Annotated in this window: 26 protein-coding genes; all 26 read right to left on the bottom strand. The window is 71.1% G+C overall.

Features of this window, described 5'->3' with window-relative positions; genetic code table 11:
* Nucleotides 1-13: 13 nt before the first annotated feature.
* The gene (locus ACWXWW_RS11155) at nucleotides 14-1354 is read right to left on the bottom strand and encodes a phage portal protein family protein (protein WP_455969942.1); all 1341 of its coding nucleotides are present in this window, start codon (nucleotides 1352-1354) and stop codon (nucleotides 14-16) included.
* Between the two features lie 19 nt (nucleotides 1355-1373).
* On the bottom strand, nucleotides 1374-3002 hold the full coding sequence (locus ACWXWW_RS11150; protein ID WP_455969941.1) for a hypothetical protein: 1629 nt from the start codon (nucleotides 3000-3002) through the stop codon (nucleotides 1374-1376).
* Complete coding sequence (locus tag ACWXWW_RS11145; RefSeq protein ID WP_455969940.1) at nucleotides 2980-3441, bottom strand: hypothetical protein; 462 nt, start codon at nucleotides 3439-3441, stop codon at nucleotides 2980-2982. The genes ACWXWW_RS11150 and ACWXWW_RS11145 overlap by 23 nt, the downstream gene beginning before the upstream one ends.
* Before the next feature lie 2 nt (nucleotides 3442-3443).
* Nucleotides 3444-3710, bottom strand: coding sequence for a hypothetical protein (locus tag ACWXWW_RS11140; protein ID WP_455969939.1), 267 nt, complete (start codon nucleotides 3708-3710; stop codon nucleotides 3444-3446).
* 243 nt (nucleotides 3711-3953) lie between these two features.
* The gene (locus tag ACWXWW_RS11135; RefSeq protein ID WP_455969938.1) at nucleotides 3954-4436 is read right to left on the bottom strand and encodes a hypothetical protein; all 483 of its coding nucleotides are present in this window, start codon (nucleotides 4434-4436) and stop codon (nucleotides 3954-3956) included.
* 444 nt (nucleotides 4437-4880) lie between these two features.
* A complete protein-coding gene (locus tag ACWXWW_RS11130) occupies nucleotides 4881-5255 on the bottom strand; it encodes a hypothetical protein (protein ID WP_455969937.1) in 375 nt (124 codons plus the stop codon).
* A complete protein-coding gene (locus ACWXWW_RS11125) occupies nucleotides 5252-5692 on the bottom strand; it encodes a hypothetical protein (protein WP_455969936.1) in 441 nt (146 codons plus the stop codon). The genes ACWXWW_RS11130 and ACWXWW_RS11125 overlap by 4 nt, the downstream gene beginning before the upstream one ends.
* A complete protein-coding gene (locus tag ACWXWW_RS11120) occupies nucleotides 5689-6102 on the bottom strand; it encodes a hypothetical protein (RefSeq protein ID WP_455969935.1) in 414 nt (137 codons plus the stop codon). Before ACWXWW_RS11120 ends, ACWXWW_RS11125 begins: the two co-directional genes overlap by 4 nt.
* Nucleotides 6099-6404: a hypothetical protein gene (locus tag ACWXWW_RS11115; protein ID WP_455969934.1), complete on the bottom strand. Its 306-nt coding sequence runs from the start codon at nucleotides 6402-6404 to the stop codon at nucleotides 6099-6101. Before ACWXWW_RS11115 ends, ACWXWW_RS11120 begins: the two co-directional genes overlap by 4 nt.
* Before the next feature lie 5 nt (nucleotides 6405-6409).
* The gene (locus ACWXWW_RS11110; RefSeq protein ID WP_455969933.1) at nucleotides 6410-6634 is read right to left on the bottom strand and encodes a hypothetical protein; all 225 of its coding nucleotides are present in this window, start codon (nucleotides 6632-6634) and stop codon (nucleotides 6410-6412) included.
* On the bottom strand, nucleotides 6631-7608 hold the full coding sequence (locus ACWXWW_RS11105) for a hypothetical protein (RefSeq protein WP_455969932.1): 978 nt from the start codon (nucleotides 7606-7608) through the stop codon (nucleotides 6631-6633). The genes ACWXWW_RS11110 and ACWXWW_RS11105 overlap by 4 nt, the downstream gene beginning before the upstream one ends.
* 25 nt (nucleotides 7609-7633) lie before the next feature.
* Nucleotides 7634-8338, bottom strand: coding sequence for a hypothetical protein (locus tag ACWXWW_RS11100; protein ID WP_455969931.1), 705 nt, complete (start codon nucleotides 8336-8338; stop codon nucleotides 7634-7636).
* A gap of 429 nt (nucleotides 8339-8767) precedes the next feature.
* Complete coding sequence (locus ACWXWW_RS11095; protein WP_455969930.1) at nucleotides 8768-9049, bottom strand: hypothetical protein; 282 nt, start codon at nucleotides 9047-9049, stop codon at nucleotides 8768-8770.
* Complete coding sequence (locus ACWXWW_RS11090) at nucleotides 9039-9347, bottom strand: hypothetical protein (protein WP_455969929.1); 309 nt, start codon at nucleotides 9345-9347, stop codon at nucleotides 9039-9041. The genes ACWXWW_RS11095 and ACWXWW_RS11090 overlap by 11 nt, the downstream gene beginning before the upstream one ends.
* On the bottom strand, nucleotides 9347-10858 hold the full coding sequence (locus ACWXWW_RS11085) for an Lsr2 family DNA-binding protein (RefSeq protein ID WP_455969928.1): 1512 nt from the start codon (nucleotides 10856-10858) through the stop codon (nucleotides 9347-9349). The genes ACWXWW_RS11090 and ACWXWW_RS11085 overlap by 1 nt, the downstream gene beginning before the upstream one ends.
* Nucleotides 10855-11058 carry a hypothetical protein gene (locus ACWXWW_RS11080; RefSeq protein ID WP_455969927.1) on the bottom strand — a complete coding sequence of 68 codons (204 nt, stop codon included), beginning with the start codon at nucleotides 11056-11058 and terminating at the stop codon, nucleotides 10855-10857. The genes ACWXWW_RS11085 and ACWXWW_RS11080 overlap by 4 nt, the downstream gene beginning before the upstream one ends.
* On the bottom strand, nucleotides 11055-12554 hold the full coding sequence (locus ACWXWW_RS11075; RefSeq protein ID WP_455969926.1) for a ParB/RepB/Spo0J family partition protein: 1500 nt from the start codon (nucleotides 12552-12554) through the stop codon (nucleotides 11055-11057). Before ACWXWW_RS11075 ends, ACWXWW_RS11080 begins: the two co-directional genes overlap by 4 nt.
* Nucleotides 12551-12823: a DUF3263 domain-containing protein gene (locus ACWXWW_RS11070; RefSeq protein WP_455969925.1), complete on the bottom strand. Its 273-nt coding sequence runs from the start codon at nucleotides 12821-12823 to the stop codon at nucleotides 12551-12553. The genes ACWXWW_RS11075 and ACWXWW_RS11070 overlap by 4 nt, the downstream gene beginning before the upstream one ends.
* Nucleotides 12820-13317, bottom strand: coding sequence for a hypothetical protein (locus ACWXWW_RS11065; protein ID WP_455969924.1), 498 nt, complete (start codon nucleotides 13315-13317; stop codon nucleotides 12820-12822). Before ACWXWW_RS11065 ends, ACWXWW_RS11070 begins: the two co-directional genes overlap by 4 nt.
* 5 nt (nucleotides 13318-13322) lie before the next feature.
* Nucleotides 13323-13532, bottom strand: coding sequence for a hypothetical protein (locus tag ACWXWW_RS11060; protein ID WP_455969923.1), 210 nt, complete (start codon nucleotides 13530-13532; stop codon nucleotides 13323-13325).
* Nucleotides 13529-13747 (bottom strand): hypothetical protein, encoded by a 219-nt coding sequence (locus ACWXWW_RS11055; protein ID WP_455969922.1) that lies wholly within the window; start codon nucleotides 13745-13747, stop codon nucleotides 13529-13531. Before ACWXWW_RS11055 ends, ACWXWW_RS11060 begins: the two co-directional genes overlap by 4 nt.
* Before the next feature lie 23 nt (nucleotides 13748-13770).
* Nucleotides 13771-13935, bottom strand: a complete 165-nt coding sequence (locus ACWXWW_RS11050) for a hypothetical protein (protein WP_455969921.1) — start codon at nucleotides 13933-13935, stop codon at nucleotides 13771-13773.
* Complete coding sequence (locus ACWXWW_RS11045) at nucleotides 13932-14384, bottom strand: hypothetical protein (RefSeq protein ID WP_455969920.1); 453 nt, start codon at nucleotides 14382-14384, stop codon at nucleotides 13932-13934. The genes ACWXWW_RS11050 and ACWXWW_RS11045 overlap by 4 nt, the downstream gene beginning before the upstream one ends.
* The gene (locus ACWXWW_RS11040) at nucleotides 14381-14839 is read right to left on the bottom strand and encodes a hypothetical protein (protein WP_455969919.1); all 459 of its coding nucleotides are present in this window, start codon (nucleotides 14837-14839) and stop codon (nucleotides 14381-14383) included. The genes ACWXWW_RS11045 and ACWXWW_RS11040 overlap by 4 nt, the downstream gene beginning before the upstream one ends.
* The gene (locus ACWXWW_RS11035) at nucleotides 14836-15774 is read right to left on the bottom strand and encodes a hypothetical protein (RefSeq protein WP_455969918.1); all 939 of its coding nucleotides are present in this window, start codon (nucleotides 15772-15774) and stop codon (nucleotides 14836-14838) included. Before ACWXWW_RS11035 ends, ACWXWW_RS11040 begins: the two co-directional genes overlap by 4 nt.
* Complete coding sequence (locus ACWXWW_RS11030; RefSeq protein ID WP_455969917.1) at nucleotides 15771-16034, bottom strand: hypothetical protein; 264 nt, start codon at nucleotides 16032-16034, stop codon at nucleotides 15771-15773. Before ACWXWW_RS11030 ends, ACWXWW_RS11035 begins: the two co-directional genes overlap by 4 nt.
* Nucleotides 16035-16048 lie beyond the last annotated feature (14 nt).

Below are 16048 nucleotides of genomic sequence, written 5' to 3'. Positions count from 1 at the left end.
CGGAGGCCTTTCTTCACGCCCCGCCGCCGGCAGCCGCCGGGGTCGAGGTTGCGAGGGGGAGGTCGAGCGTGGACCGGATGAACTTCTCGAGGTCCTCGTCGGGGTGGATGACGCCCGAGGAGACGAGCTGCGCGATCGCGGTGAGGATGGCGCCCTGGCGGGAGCCGATCTCGTCGAACACGATCCGCGGCGCGGGCTCGTCGGGGCCGTAGTTGATGTCGACGATGTCCTCGACGATGTGCCGAGTGGCGGTCTCGCGGATGTTCTCCGCGACGGCCTGGATCGACAGGGTGAAGAAGTCGGCGAACGTCGCGCCCAGCGCCCACGATCCGGTCTGGCTGCCGAGGTTCAGGAAGTGGGCGAGCACCGCGCGAGCGATCTGCTCGTCGTGGTACTTGACCTTCTCGAGGATGTCGGGGAGCGTGCCGGTGACGCCCTTGAGGTCGAACGTCGCGCCGTGAGCGAGCGAGACGCCGGAGTTGTCTCCGGCCTGCACACCCGACGCGATGTCGAGTCCCGCCTCGATCTCGGCTGCGGTTCCGCCGGCGGCGGTGTGCACGGGGATGCCGAGACCGTTGCGCTCGACGACCATCGCGTCGACGCGCAGGTAGCGGTCCTTGAGCATGACGTTCTTGTAGGCGGAGCGCAGCACGCTCTCGCCCGCCCAATTGCCGCCCTTGCGCCGGTTCGTGTACACGACGAGCCGGTCGACCGGCAGCGTCACGCCGCTGGTGTCCCCGAAAGAGATCAGGCCGCCGCCGCTGCTCATCTGCGTGGCGTACTGCTGGACGCCGATGAGGCCGCCGTCCGGCGCGACCTTCCACGCGGAGATCGTGCGCGCGGGCCGGTACCCGAGCTTGCGGAGGTGGTAGAGACCATCCCCGCCGTCGAGCACGGAGCGCGGCGGGTAGTACACCTGCTCGAACACCGCGTGCCCAAACTGCAGATGGTCGGGAACGACGATGCCGAGGTGCTCGGTCCAGGAGAACCGGCCACGAGTGCGCGTCGCAGGAACGCTGTTCGCCTCGCCCGCGATCGGGAGGCCGAGGTCCGCGGCCACGTGCTGCGTGACCTCGTCGCGGCACCCGGTGCCGTCGACCCGCCACCCCGTGCGCATGATGGGAGTGGCGATCGCGGACAGCACGCTCGAGGCCTGTGCGTCCTGGCGGACCATGTCCTCGAACACCTTCACCGACTCCGGCCAGCGGAGCTCGGGGGTGGACTCGTTGGTGAGGTCCTTCCACCAGCCGTTCGGGTCCTGCAGCGTGTGGCCGCGTTCCCGCGTCGCCGCGGAGGAAGGCACATAGGCCGCCCTCACACGGCGCGTGGTCTGGCGGATCCGGGGACCGTTCATGGAGCCCCCTTTCGCGGGGTCAGAAGCTGGACGTACGCGGGTCGAAGCCGCCGCCCCCAGGGCGGAAGCGGCGCGGCTGCTGGCGGGCCGTGGGCTCGAACTGGTCGCGTGCGCTCACGCGGCGGGAGATCGCGTTCTCCTCGGCCTTCTTGCCGATGTCGAGCCCGTGGGTGGCCCAGGTCGCGGCGATGATGGCCGACGAGTTCTCCGACGTCGCGCGCTTCCAGGTCATCGAGCCCTGAACGTCGCGCGTCGCCGCCGCGGCCGCGGCGGCGGTGAGCACCAGGCCGCCGCGGTGGAAGATCTCCGGCCGCGGCTCGTCGTCCACCTCGACCATGAACGCGTCGAAGAACTTGCCCCACGCGGCCGTGATGTCGGCGGTCTTGAGCAGGATCAGCGGTACCCCGGCATCGCGCAGCGGACCGATGAGCGAGCCCGCGGGTCCGCCGGGGTCGATGACGACACCGAGGTTGTCGTGCTCCTGCACCAGGCGGCGCAGCTCGAGCGCGGCCCAGGAGACGCCGGGCTCCTCCGCGATGACCTCGATGTGCTTCGCGCCATCGTTCCGCCGTCCGGCGACGACGATCGTCGCGGACGAGCGGTTGAGGCGGACCTCGACCGAGAACACCACGGGGCCCACGGGCGCGGAGTTGGGGTCTTCCGCCGCCTCCCAGCGGCGACGCGGGATGACCCAGTCCTCGCCCTCCGTGCGCGGGTAGTCGCCCACGCCGAGCCGCTCGGCTGCGAACCGCGTCGGGTCGAGGTCGGCGCCCATGGCGACGTACTCGGTCATCACGTAGTCGAGCGAGATGCGGCGCCCGAGCGCGGGGTTCACGCGTGCGATCACCCGCGGGTCGGCTGGGTCGTCGACGTCGAGGTCGGCCGCGAACCTCGCCATGAGGAGACGGCGCTCGACCGGCGCCTCCCCCGCTGCGATGCGCGCGAGCTCCTTCTCGGCGCGCTTCACGAGTCGCCCGAGGACGGTGGACTTCGGCCCGCCGGCCGATCCGCCGTACCAGATCTGCGGGTCGCCCTGCTCCGACTTCGCGGCCAGCGACGGCATGAGCGCCGCGATGTGGTCGTCCGTGGCGCCCTGGACCTCGTCGATGATCACGCAGTCACCGGTGAGGCCTCGGCCACCGCCCGGGGTTCGGGTGCGGAACTTGATCATCGCGCCGGGCTTGCTGGGGTCCTTCTCGGACCGCAGGATGATCGCTTCCTTGCCGTTCGCGGACGGTGTCGAGTGCACGCGGCTCTTCAGCGCGGGCGCGGAGTCGACGAGTTCGACCATGCGCCTGTACGCGCCGAGCGCGGTCTCGCTCTTGTGCGCGGAGTAGACCACCAGCTGCTCGCCGAACACGAACAGGCCCGCGAGCGCGCGCAGCTCGAAGATGACCGACTTGCCGTTCTGGCGGCTGAGCTCGATCGCGGCCTCGTATGCCGCCCACTTCGAGTCGCCCTCATCGGTGTAGCGGCGGCCGAGGCCGAGGCGGAGGAAGTCGACCTGGTACGGGTCGAGCTTGATTCCGACCATGTCGGCGATGTCGAGGACCGCGTCGAGGTCGGTGTAGTCGACGTCGGGCGGTGCGACGAGGTGCGTGGGAGTCTGCGAGCCGAGGAGTCGGCTACTCGTTTCCTCCTCGGGCACGTCGCTTCTCCTCACGTTCGCGGCGCATGCGCGCGACCTCGTCCTCGTCGACCACGACGTGCGGGTCGGCGGGCTCGGCCTGGGTGTCGGTCTTGAGCTGCTCGGCACGGACGGCGGCGGGCGTCTTGGCCCACTTGTCGGGGAAGCGGCGCTCGAGGAACCACTTGTTGGCGTCGGCGGCGTTCGTGCCGGCTCGGATCTCGCGCAGCGCTGTGAGCTCGGCCTGGGCGATCGCCTGGTCGAGCGCGCGCACGTATTCGGCGACGAGAGCGGTCTCCTGCGTGTCGAGCGCGGTCGATCCCTCGACGTCAGCGGAGCCGAGCGAGATCCAGCGGGCGTGCTCGTCGGCGGTGATGCCGAAGGCGAGCGCGGCGCGGTCCGGTTCCATGCCGAGCATGACCGCCTCGAGGATGAGGCGTGCCTTGTCGGGGTCGAACATCGTCACCACTTCCGGGACGGGCGGTATCGCGTCGCGCGTGCGCGCAGCTCCGCGCCGAGGGAGCCGCCGGCGGATCGGTTGCAGCTGGCGTGCTCGATGCGATCGCCGATCGCGCTCGGGTCGATGGCCTTGTCCGTGCTGTGTCCGAGGTCGAGCTCGTCGGACTCGAGCATGATCACCTGGCAGCGCGGGCACGGGGTGCCGATCGCTTTCGGCAGCAGCTCGAGGCGCCGGCGCTGGTGGGCGGCGTCGTAGGCGGGATCTGCCATTTCCCCTCCCCTCGTCAGCGGTCGTAGGAGGCCCGTAGAGCGTTCGAGTGCGTAGTGGCTCCGTGCGTCCATGCCCGTCGCGTTCGGGCGTCCTAGGGGGCAGGGAGGGACGCTCCGGGGGGAATCTTGCCTGACCCGGGGAGAAAAAGACGGATGGGGCGGGATCTGGAAAGAGCCCTCTGACCTCGAATTTTTTCGCGAAGAGGTGGGGAGAGAGCGTTCTGAGACGCTCACGCCCATCCGTCAGGCGTCGCGGTCGGTGACCTGCCAGGGCTCCGCGACACACACCGTGAGCATGTGCGGGAGCGCGTCGAGGCCCAGAAGGTCCGCGAGGATCACGCACGCATCGTCGATCGCGTACTGCACGGCCTCGCTCTTCGATCGGTCGCGCTTGGCTTGGTCGTTGAGCAGCTGCCGGTAGCTGACCACCTGCCGACTGCTCCGCGGGAGGCCGGCCTCCTGCTTGCGGATCTCCGCGAGCTGGGCGCTGAACGTGACGAGCACACGCGTGACACCCTCGGGCGCCGACCGCAGCCACTCGACCGCGAGCCGAGACTTGCCCGTCTGCCGCTCGCCCACGATGACGTGCGCTGCCCCGTCACGGAAGCCGACCGGCATCAGCGCCGCGTTCTCTTCCGCCCAGGCCTTGGCCCTGCGCAGGCGCTCGACGTGCGCGGGCTCGGGCTTCGCGATGTCGAGGGGCGAGCCGATCATGCGTCGATCCACGTCAACCTCCTTCAGGGCGGAGCGGGCGAGGGTGGGAAGACTGCGCCCCGGGTGCGGCTCATCGACGTCCGTGCGCGAGGGCGAGTGGATGGTGTCGCACGAGTGTGAGCGTCCGCGAGGCGAGTGCGCCGACGAACGACGAAAGCCCCCGGACCGGAGTCCTGGGGGCTTTCGATGGTTACAAGTCTGACGCGAGGCTCAGCCTATCAGATCGCAGTGAAGGGTTTGAAGGGTTTTCGTTCGACCTCCCGCACCGCACCGCACGAGCGGCACCGCTCGACGCCCGGCCTGACCGGAGACCACAGGTGCAGCCCGTGGCGATCGAGTGCAACGCACGCCCTCATCGCCCCTCATCCTCCGCGCGCTCGATCAACCCACACCGACGACACTCCATGATGTTCCCGTTCGTTCGCCATACGTGGTGCCCGTGGCACAGCTCGTCGCTCATCGCCCCGCCTCGTCGTCGGACTGGTCGTCGGGCTGGTCGTCGAGATCCATCTCCGACAGGTGGAAGCACCCACACAGCGGCCACATCCCCGTGCACCACGCGCAAGACGGGCCGCTGCCATCCATCTCGAACACCGGCCGAGCGATCCGGGAGCCGTAGCGCTCCATCTTGTCGGCCAGCCAATCCGCGATCTCCCGCGCCCTCAAGTCGTCCTCGATGCCGATCACGTCGCGCACCTCGCGGATGAGCTTGTACGACGCGATCAACCGCGGCGGCTTGGACATCACGGGCCGCGACCCCACGGGTGCCTCGAAGATCCCGTCGAACTCGCCCTCGGGCTTCACCTGCTGCTGCTCGGTCTCGATGCTCATCGTGTCACCTGCGCATCCGTGCCGTAGTCGAAGCTCACCCAGTCGCCCTCCCACGTCCACGTCACGTCGCCGTCGGGGAAGTCCTCGTCGCGCAGCAGCAGCTCGTGCTCGGTGCCCGCGTATGAGTCGCAGAGATCGGATGCCGTGATCCACGGGACGACCCAGCACTCGGCGTGGCCGACGTACTCGTGCTCGCAGGGCCAGTGCTCGTGGTCGCACCCGGGGTAGCGGTGGCACCGGGCGTTCTCGTCGCCGGGGCAGATGAACCTGCCGCCCTCGATTCGGTGCTGAACGCTCGGGAATGCGGACAGGTCGGGCATGGCCGGCGGTGCCTCCAGTCTCCGCTCCGCGGACCGACTCACGCGTCCCTCGCGCTTGTCGCATGCCGGGCACCCCTCGGTGTCGCGGCGGGTGACGTGGTTGTGATCGCTGCTCATCGTCCTGTCTCCTCTCGATCGAACCTGCTGGATGGTTGGTGCCCCGCGGCGGTGAGTCCGCACGAGTTGCACCACGGGGGTTTGCCGTCTCTGTGCTGCACGGGGCGATGTGATTCGCAGGCGAGCACCGCGGCGGCGCCTTCCTCCTGCCCGCGGTGCCGAGCGACCCACTCGAACGCCTGCAAGATCGCCTTCTCGTAGCCGAGGCCAACACCCGAGAATCCGAGCGAGATTGCGACATGCCCCATGCGCTCGATGAACTCCCGGTCACGGGCGGCGGCGGCCCGCTCGTAAGCGGATCTCGCCTTCGGCGTCACCTCGAACCGCGACAGGATGGCGTCTCGGATGCGCGGCCACCAACCGTCATGCTCTCGGGCGACATCGTCGAGGGCCTGGCTGACGTCGCTCACAGCCCCAGTCCCTCTCGGATCTCGGGGGCGATACGTTCGCGGTCGACGGGGCACGAGGGCGTCAGATGTTCCCCGGTCCTGACGATGTTCGCGATGCGCTGCTGCTCGACGAGAGCCAGCGTCGCGTGCACCTGTGCCTGCGCCCAGCAACCCATCGCCTTCTTGCCGTAGTCGTCGGCGAGGTTGTAGTTCCCGCGGTCGTGCTCCTCGCGGACCTTCGCGACGGCGCGCTCCCCCTCAGCGATAATCCGGTTCGCCTTCGCGACGTGGTCGATGCGCTCGGTGGTGTCTGTGTTCGTCATGGCTCCTACTCCGTTCCGCCGGCAGGCGCCGGCTGCTTCCTCGGTCGACCCACTCGGCCGGCCTTCGCTTTCTTCGCCTCGAGCACGGCCTTCGCGTCGAACACCCCGGACCCCGGGACTGCCTCCGTGAGGGTGCCGTCAGCAACCCAGTTGCGGATCGACCGGACCGAGCGCTTCGCGACGAGCGCTGCGCCCTCCCAGTCGACCCACGTCGACGAGCCACCGCTCACTGCGCGATCGCCTTCGTCTCGACATCCGCGGCCGGTTCGCTGGGCTCCTGCTCGCTCGGGATGAACGGCTCGAGGTCGTCGCGCCAGTAGCGGCCGTCCTGCCGGCGCACGCGCAGCTTGTCGGCCCACGAGCGCACCGTCGCCGGAGTGCGTTTCACAAGACGCGCCGCGGCCGCGAGCGTCATCCACCGCGGATCGTGCGCGACGGGCTCCTCACGGATGACCTCCTCACGGAACACCGCCGACCACAGGCCACCGTCGTCGGTGCTGTCCGCCGACCAATCGCACTCGCGGCACAGGTACCGCGTCGGGCGGCCTGCACGACGCGACGGGATCACGCGCACGGCGTACTGCTCGCACTCCGGGCACGGCTGCTCCGCGGTGCGCGGTCGATCGTTCAGCGGCCACCGGGCGACCGCATCGGCGACGGTCCACCGCGACGGCTCACCCTCGCTGCGCTGCGCGACGTCGGCCCAGAGCTTGAGCACCGCCACCGCGTCGTTCGCGATCGCGTCGAGCTCGGCGAGGACGATATCCGCGCAGGCTACGACCGCCTCGAACGCGGCCGCCGCGTCGGCGCCCGCCTCGAGCCCTCGCGGGTCGCCATCGCGCTCGACACCGAGGAGGTCGTACGCCCACGCCCGCAGCGTCACGGTGATGTCGTTCGACGCGTCGATGATCTCGGACTGCACGGGCGCCGGGAGGTCGACCCGACCCGCGGTGACAATCCGGTCGAAGTTCCACGAGCTCTTCGACGGGTCCGCGATCGAACGCAGGAGGCCGACCATGTCCGCCGCGTCCTCGAGGTATCCCCTCAGCGTGCGGTAGCAGCGCTCGCACACCATGGCTCCGGCACGCGCGACGATCGGCACGCACCCACGGCACGGGAACCGCTCGGCCGCGGCCGTGCTGCACTCGTCACGGTGCTCGTCGCGGACGACACAGCCGCGGACGCAGTAGCGATCACTGGTCATCGTCAGGCTCCAATCGGGGTCGGGGTCAGAACGGGAGTCGGCTCGTCGGCACGTAGTCCGGAGACTCGGGATCGTCGAGCGGGTCGGGCACGTCGAAGCGAGGACGGCGACGAGGGCTCCACGGCGGTCCGGACTGCGGCGAGCGCGGTTCCGGGTCGGGTGCTCGGTCGGCGTAGGTGTCGACGGGTGGTGTGCTGAGGTCGTCGGGTGGTGTCTGGCCCTTCTTGACGAATTGGAGCCAGAGTTGGGTGGAGAGGCGGGCTTGCTCGCAGAGGACGCAGGGTTCGCGGCCTGGGCCGAGGGGCATGTGGTCGGCGCAGTAGCGGGCGGGTGCTGTGAGCTGGGGCCGGCGGATGGGGTGTGGCGGCGGCTCTTGCTCGCGTGCTCTCTCGCTCTCCCTCTCTCTTTCTACCGTCGCTATGTGTTTGCTGTGAGCGGGCTGTGAGGGGGGTTCCGGGGTGTCGGGTGTGCGGGTGAGGATGCGGTATCGCTCGCGTCCGTCCGGGCCGACGCTCGTGGCGAGGAGGCCGCGTTCCTCGAGCTCGAGCACGTCGAGCATGAGGGTGTCGACGGTCACGTCCGCGTCGAACGGGAACGCAGCGGCTTTCACGCGCTTGAGGTTGAGGCGCTGGGGTTCGGTGGTCTGTGGCCGTGAGCTCAGCAGTGTCCACAGCAGCCGCGCCGACATCGGCAGGTCGAGCATCGTCTCGCTGGTCAGCTCGGCGAGCAAGCGTGGCGGGTGAGGGGCCGTAGGCATAGCGGTCGAATCCTTCGAAGATGATCAGCTCGAGGAAGAGGTCGAGTGCGGCGTCGGGCACGTGGAAGCACTCGGTGTAGCCGGTGCCGCCGGGGATGCCGGCGGCGGCGGCTTCGTCTCTCGACCGGAATGCGGGGTCGGCCCACTCGTGCAGGACCGCGAGCGCGCCGACCTCGTACGACTCGGGCACCTTGTCGGCGAAGAGGAGGATCTCCGCACCTGACGCCTCGAGCTGCAGCAGGCGGCTGTCCTTCCACGCGGACCCGACCTTGAGCACCTGCAGCTCCCGCCAGTACGCGACGTACACGGTCCGCAGCTCCGGGATCGCGACCTTCCCCGTGACCGGGTCCAGGCGGCGACCCCGAGGGCTGCGGAGCGGCGCCCGCGTCGCCACCGCGGCGGTCACTCGCCCACCGCCGTGCGCGCGCGGAACTCGTCGAACACGACGACACGGGCGTCGTGCCCGAGGAGCTTCTGCGCGAGCTCGAGCACGGTCGACTTGCCCCCTCGGCGAGCGCGCGCGTAGTGCAGCGTCGTGCGCTCGTGGAGGAGGAGGCCGGTGAGGTAGTCGACCTGCCACGGCTCGAGGCGGACACCCACCTCGAGCGCGAAACGGAGTACGCGCGCGGTCGTGCGGCGACGCTTGCGGATCGCGCGGCCAGCGCGGCGCTTGTCAGCTCTCATCGGGGTTCACCTCGGTTCGGGATGTGGGGAGTGCGAAGGGCTCGGATGCGGGCGAGCCCGGAGCGGGCGTCAGGACGTAGTCCTGCTTGCGAGGCTCGAGACCGGCGAGCTCCGCGAACGCAGCGAACCCCTGGACCATCGGCAGGAAGGCAGCGGTGAGGGCGACTGCCACGGCGTCGGCGAGCTCCGCGAGTGCGCGGCCGAGCTCGCCGGACGCGATCATCTGCTCGGCCTGCTGACGGGCCTCGCGGCGTGCCTTGCGGATCGCGCGGCCAGCGCGGCGCTTCTCGGCGCGCATCAGTCGGCCAGCCCGAGGAACGCGGCGAAGCGCTGCATGCGGGTGGGCTTCTCGGGCGCCGGCGTGGGCTCCACGACAGCCGGCGTCGACCACGCCTCGACCGAATTCGGGTACAGCACGCCAACGCCGGCGTCCGCGAGGGCGCGCGAGACGTCACCCGTCAGCGCCCACGAGCCGACGATGGCCGGGTTGCTGCCGTCTCGCTCCCCCAGCGCGAGGTTGAGCTCGTCGATCTCCATGTGCAGCTGAGCGATCGTGTCGAGCGCCTTGTCCCAGTGCTTGAGGGCGACCTGGAGCGCCACCTCCGCGGCCTCCGCGCGGTCGACCGCCTCGGCGCGCTCCTTGTCTGCGCTCTCGGCGCGCTCGAGCGCGGCGTTGCGCAGCTCCTCGTAGGCGGCGGCTCGGCTGACGAGCCGTCGCGCCAGGCGCAGGGGGTCGGTCACGCCGAGGGTGGCGGGGCCGGGCGACGGGACGGCGAGCATGTTCGACACGGCCTGCAGCTTGCTCACCGCTGCGTCGCGCTCCTCCTCAGCGCGCGCGAGCTCCTGCTCGAGACGGACCGCGATCGCGCGGGCGCGCTCGACGTCGACCGACTCCGCGACCGACCCCCAGTCCGGGCGCTCAGGCTTGGCCTCCGCAGGGAGGGCCGCGACCGTGATCTTCGAGGGGTCGTCCTCGGAGGCCATCGCGACGGCGATCGAGTCTCCATCCGTGGCCATCGCCACGCGGGCGCCGGCGACGACGTCGGGCAGGATCACCGCGTGCGGGCTCGCATCCGCGTCGCGAGCCTCCGCCTGAGCCGCGGCCACGCGAGCCGCGGCGAGCGCGGTGGTGAGGTCGCTGGCGGTCTCGGGGGCTGCGATCGCGGTGGCGGCGCGCACGTCGGCCTCCGGGGTGTCGGTGGCTCGTGCGACTGCGCCGGCCCAGGCGTCGGCGGCGGGCACCGTGATGTCGGCTGGGTCGTCGGGGTGGGTGTCGTTGTAGTGCTCGACGATCTCGCGGGCGATGGTGCCTCGTGCGGGGACGTCGTAGCCCTTGTCCTTCGCCCAGGCGCGGATGCGGGCGGCGCGGGTCTTGGGTGCGCGCTTCGCGGCGACGGCCGTGACCTGCTCGGCGGTCTTCGGCTGCTCCTCCGCCGCGGCCGCGGGCTCGACCTCGGGCTCGGGTGCCTTCGGCTTCGCGGGTGCGGGCTTGGGTGCGGGGGTGGGCTTCGAGGGCTTGGCCTTCGTGGTCTTCTCGGCCTTCGCCTTCTGGGCGTCGGCGAGCGCGGCGGCGAGAGTCGTGGCGGGCGCGGGGGCGCCGTTGACGTGCGCGGCGATCGTCGCGACGTCGTCGCCGCGGGCGAACATGCGGCTCACGGTGTAGTCGCCGTTGGCCTTCGTCTTCGCGGTGGCGCAGGACATGCCGTGCTCGGTGAATGCGGGGCAGGCGGTGTTGCTGCGGCAGCCGTTGTCGTAGCCGGCGGGCGTGCCGTGCGGGAAGTCGGCTGCGTAGAGGTCGGTGGTGCTCATGGGGTCGCTCCTTCTCGGGAGAGCTGGTCGAGTGTGGTGGTCCAGCGGGCGGCGCTGGCGCGGTGGTTGGACGAGACGAGCTCGACGCGGCCGGTGACGTGGTCGATCACGCGCACGATCCAGCGCGTGGTGCCGGAGGTGACGAGATCTCCGACCTGCAGGTCGGACTTCGCGCGCGGGAGGCTGAGGATGGCGCTCACTCCGCGTCGTCCTCTGCGTCGGTGTCGTCCTCGTCGGCTTCCTCGGCCTCCGCCGCGGCCTCGGCCGCGGCGAGCTCGCGGGCTTCGGCGAGCCGCTTCTCGTCGGCGGTGAGTGCTTCCTTGTCGACGTCGGTCAGGGCGTAGCCCCACTTCTCGAGCGCCTTGAGGTGACGCACCCGCGCGGACAGCGCGATGACGTCGGCGGCGTAGTTGGTCGCGAGGGCGTCCTCGCCGACGCTGAGGGCCGAAGCGAGGAGCATGCGGAACGGCGCCACCTGGCGCTCGTCGAGGATGTCAGCGACGTCCTGACCGGCGTAGTCGGGGTCGATCGTCTCGGACAGGTCGAGCAGTTGCGCGACGATGTCCCACGCGATGCCGTACCCGTAGCCGTTGTGGGCGACGGAGAGGAGCATGTGCGCGAGGTAGTCCTGCACGCCCGACAGCTGGTTGATCTTCCCCGGCAGCATGTCGTGGATCCACTGGCGGCGGGCGGTGCGGTTCGCCTCGACGCGGGCGGCGCGCTCCTGCGCGGCCTTCCGCTCCTCCTCGCGCTCCCGCTCGAGCGCTTCGCGACGCTCCTGCTCCTCAGGGTCGAGCGCCCCCGCACTTGGTGTGACGGAGTGACCGCGGCCGCTCCATCCGAGGCACACGAACCGCAGCTCGAGGTCTTCCGGGTTCCACCCGTAGACGTAGGCCGCGTGCCCCTCGCACGACGCGTGCGTCTCCGGGGTGAACGGCTGCCCGTTGTCGTCGTAGAGCGTGTTGATGGCGCGCGGGTCCGCGGAGTGGGCGAGGTAGCCGTACTGGTCGAGCGGGGCGCGCGGCACGTCGGGCACGGTTGCGAGCAGGTCCGCCTTCGCCTCGGCGAGCGCGATGCGTGCACGGACGCGCTCCACCTCGAGGTTGAAGTTCTCCGGTCGCTTCTCGGCCGCGCGTACGAGGTCCTGCTGCAGCTCGGGGTGATCCTCGAACTCCGCGATGATCGCGGCCTTCTCGAAGTCGATCACCGGGGACTCCGCGACGACGGCCGAGGCCGACTTGCTGCGCGCGACGCGGATGCCGGCGCGCACGCGCTCGACGGGCTCCGCGGTCGCTGCGGCGATCTCCTCCGGGGTCTTCCCGAAGAGCCCCTCGAGGTCCGCCCAGCCTCGGGCGAGGTCCGCGGCGTGGAGGTCGGCGCGGTGGACGTTCTCGACGATCTGCCCCTCGAGGAGCTCCGCGTCGACCGCGGCCGCGGCCTCGCCCTCGCGGACGACGACGGGGATCTCGGTGAGGCCGGCGGCGATCGCGGCGCCCACTCGGCGGTGACCGAACAGGATCACGTACTTGCCCTGCTCGTCGTCCCACGCGACGATCGGCGGCTGCAGGATGCCGTGCGCCTGGACGGAAGCGATCATGGCGTCGTCGGGGGTCGCGTCGCCGCGGACCTGGTCGCGGACGCCGAGCTCGGCGGGGTCGACGGTGATGAGCTGCAGTGCTCCGGGGGTGGTGTTCATGGGGTGTCCTTTCGCTGGTGGAGTCGTGTGCGGTGCTCGGCCTCGCGCTGGGCGCGGAGGTCGCGCAGCTGGCGGCAGAGCACGGGGTCGTGCGTGTTGCCATCGGGGGTGTCGATGAGCCGGTTCAGGAGCACGTAGAAGCGGGCCGGGGTGATGCCGAGTTGCGCGCGGATCGCCTCGTCCTTGCGTCCGGTGTGCTCGACGCCCCACGCGGCCTCGAAGGCGAGGAGCTGCGCGGCGGTCGGCCTCGGGAGGGTCGGCGGGCTCATGCGGCGATCCCGGCGAGGACGCGGGCGGTGGTCTCGCCGTCCAGCTCGCGCAGACCGAGGGCGCCCTTGAACGCGATCGGCTCGGCGAGCGCCCGCGGGTCGCGGAGCACGAGGTGGCGGTCGCTGTCGGTGTCCGCCCACGGGGAGCACATGCCGGCGCCCGAGCCGATCGCCTCGGTGAAGCCGTCCGGCTTGATCTCGTAGCAGCACGGGTCGTGCAGGGGCGTTCCCGAGCAGCCGTGCACGCCGACGAGGTCGACGACGCCGATGATCGCGCCGCGATGAACGGCTCCCCACCCGCCCGCGGCCTCGTCCCCGCCGGCGTCCACCCATGCGCGGTGGAGGAGCGGCGACGAGAACGCGTCGAGGTCGAGATTCTGACCGGCGTGGATCGCGACCGGGCCGCGGTAGGCGCCGGCGATGTTGCGGGACCGGTTCTCGACGTCCTTGCCGCCGTGGATGATCGCCCACGCCCACGGCTGGCGCACCGTCATGACCCTCATCGCGCCACCGCCGCCGAGCCGCCACTCGCGACGCCCATCCGGCGCAGACGCGAACGACGCTTCTCGCACCGAGCCCGACTGCTGCGGAGGACCGACTTGGCGAGAGCGGGGGCGCCCAGCTTGATCCGCTCCGCAAGGTACGGGCTCGCGGCGAGCGCTCGGTCGTACTCCGCCATCACCGTCCGCTCCGAGACGCGCGCGGTCATGCCAGGGCCTCGATCCGGTCGATGTCGAACGCGAACCGCCAACGGATCGCCTCGCGCGCGTGGTCGCGAACCGCCTCTTGAAGCGGCAACGACTGGTCCAACGTGAGGAGGAAGCCGCGGTCCGTGGCCAGCGCGAGGCCGTTCGCCATCGCCGCGGCGATCAGGTCGACGTAGCGCTCGTAGTTCTCCACCGGCTTCCCGGTGACCGCGGTCACGGGGCCAGCGGTGTCTCGTTCGTTCACGACGACACCGCCTCGGCGGCGAGCGCGGCGATGATGAGCGCGGCGGAGATGATGAGCGACCAGCGGAGCAGGTCGATCCACGTGCCGGAGTTCGTGGTGAGGGCCTGGCCGAGTGCGACGAGCACGATCAGGCCGATGATGATGAGCAGCATGATGATCACGGGGTGGCCTCCTCGAGGCGTGTGATGGTGAGGGTGAAGCCCTTGCGGGAGACGAGGCCGTCGCTGTCGGCGATCGGGCGGATGCGGGCGCGGGGCTTGTCCATGAGGTCGGGGCGGTCGTCGGGGACGACGCCGGCGCGGACGATCGCGTCGAAGAGGCGCTTCTCGAGGCGGGCGAGGTTGTCCGGGTCGCGGACGATGCGGTCGGGCACCCACCACGTGAGCTCGGCGCGGCAGCGGCCGAGGGCCGGGACCTTCGCGAACCACTGGATGACCTGGTGGGCGTGGTCGCGCACGTCACGCTCGGCGCGCGTCGCCGCATGCCGGTTCCCGCGTGCGCCGTTCATCGGTAGCGGGTTCGACGGCCATCCGAAGTGGATGTGCCAGGTGTCGGCGTCCGGGTGCGAGTGGCCACGCACCTCGAGCTCGGTCGGCGGTGCGAGTTTCATCGAATGTTCCCCTCGGCCTTCGAGATCGCGTGCTCGACGGCGCGCTGCCATCCCCTCGCGGTCCTCGGGAAGTAGCGCACGCCGAGCGTGTTGGCCTCGTCCTGCGTGATGCCTCGAGCGGGGATCGGCTCCGAGATCCAGCGCCACGCAATCGGTCGGCCAGCTCGCGACACGAGCTCGTCTCGACGCACGCGCCAGCGGCCCGTTGAGAGGCCCGTCGGGTCGCGGAGGCACGCGAGGCGGAGCTGCTCGCTGGGGAGGAGCACCAGCCCGCCGCCAGCAACGCGGACCAGTGTCGCGGCCCACTCGGGTGCGGAGCCGTCCTCGCTCACGGTGCGGCCGAGCACGCGCGCGAGCTGGTCGTCCAGCTCGTCCAGGGGCTCGCCGTTCCCGTCCTTGCGGTCGATGATGACCCAGGCGCCGGTAGCGATCTCGGTCGGGTTCATGGTGGTCATGCCGCCTCCTTGAGGTCGTTGGTCGTGTCGGCGCGCCGGATCCGCTCGACGGTTTTGCTCGCGCAGCCGACGAGCTCGGCGATCTCGCCGTATGAGTGCTCGCCCCGCTCGATCAGGGCGAGGACGATGCGGCGCAGCTCGTCACCGCGCAGACGGGCCGGAGTGCCCGCGGCGTGCTGCTCGAGGAGCGCGGCGATGTCGAGCTCGAGGTCCTGCTCCTCGTCGGTCTCGAACTCGTCAACGGGCAGGTCGGGGTCGTTGTCGATGTCGTCCCACGCGAGCGGGCCCACCCAGCCTCGCGAGCGCGCGTCGCGCTTCACGTGCGCGATCGCCGCGGCCTCCGCGGCCGAGCGCGCGACGGGCGGAGCGACCGACAGCCACTCGTACAGCTCGCGCACGAGGCGGGCCGTGCTCGCGCGCACCCGCTCGGCCTCGGCGGTGTAGGTGATGCGGCGGGCGTTGTGCCCGATCGCGGCCGCGACGTACTGCAGGGACCAGCCCATCGCCGCGAGCGCCTGCAGGCGGCGTCGGGTGCCGGTGGCGGGGACGAGGGCGTAGTCGGCGTAGTCGTCGAGCTCGGGGACGTACTCGAGGATCGCGCGGGCGGTGTACGGGGCGACCTTCTCGAGCTCGTAGCGGCGCCCGTTGCGGTCTGCTGCGCCGAAGCGGAGCCGGTCGACGTTGACGCCGGTGGCGCGGCGGATGGTCACGGGGCCGACGCCATCGGCGATCAGCTGCAGGACGCGCTCGCGCACGGGGCCGGCGGGCACCCATGCGCGGGTGTACTCGCCGTACGCGATCGCGCGTCGGCGCTCGGCTGCACGGTTCGCGTGCTCGGTGCGGCAGTCGGCGCAGCGGCACCGGTGGTGGAGGTAGCAGGTGCTCGTCTTCGCGTGCCCGTGGTCCGGCGGGCAGGAGCGCGCGGCCGCGGTCACAGCGCCACCGCCAGGGCTGCGCAACCGACCGCGATCGCGGCGAGGCCGAGCGACGTGGCCGCGATGAAGCCGCAGGTGCCGGGCCACTCGACGAGCGCGAGCGCGACGAGCGCGGCGGTGAGCGGGAGGATCGCGAGCGGCTGCTCGCTGTGGGCGACGATGCCCGCGGAGAAGGTGATGACGATGACCGAGAGCACCGCGGCGGAGGCGGTGACGGTGTGCGCCCGGCGGATGCGGGCACGACGAGTAGCGGTAGCCATGGCGGCTCTCCCTT

This window comes from Microbacterium sp. KNMS, assembly GCF_053851835.1.
This window is presented reverse-complemented; position numbering and strand designations above follow the sequence as displayed.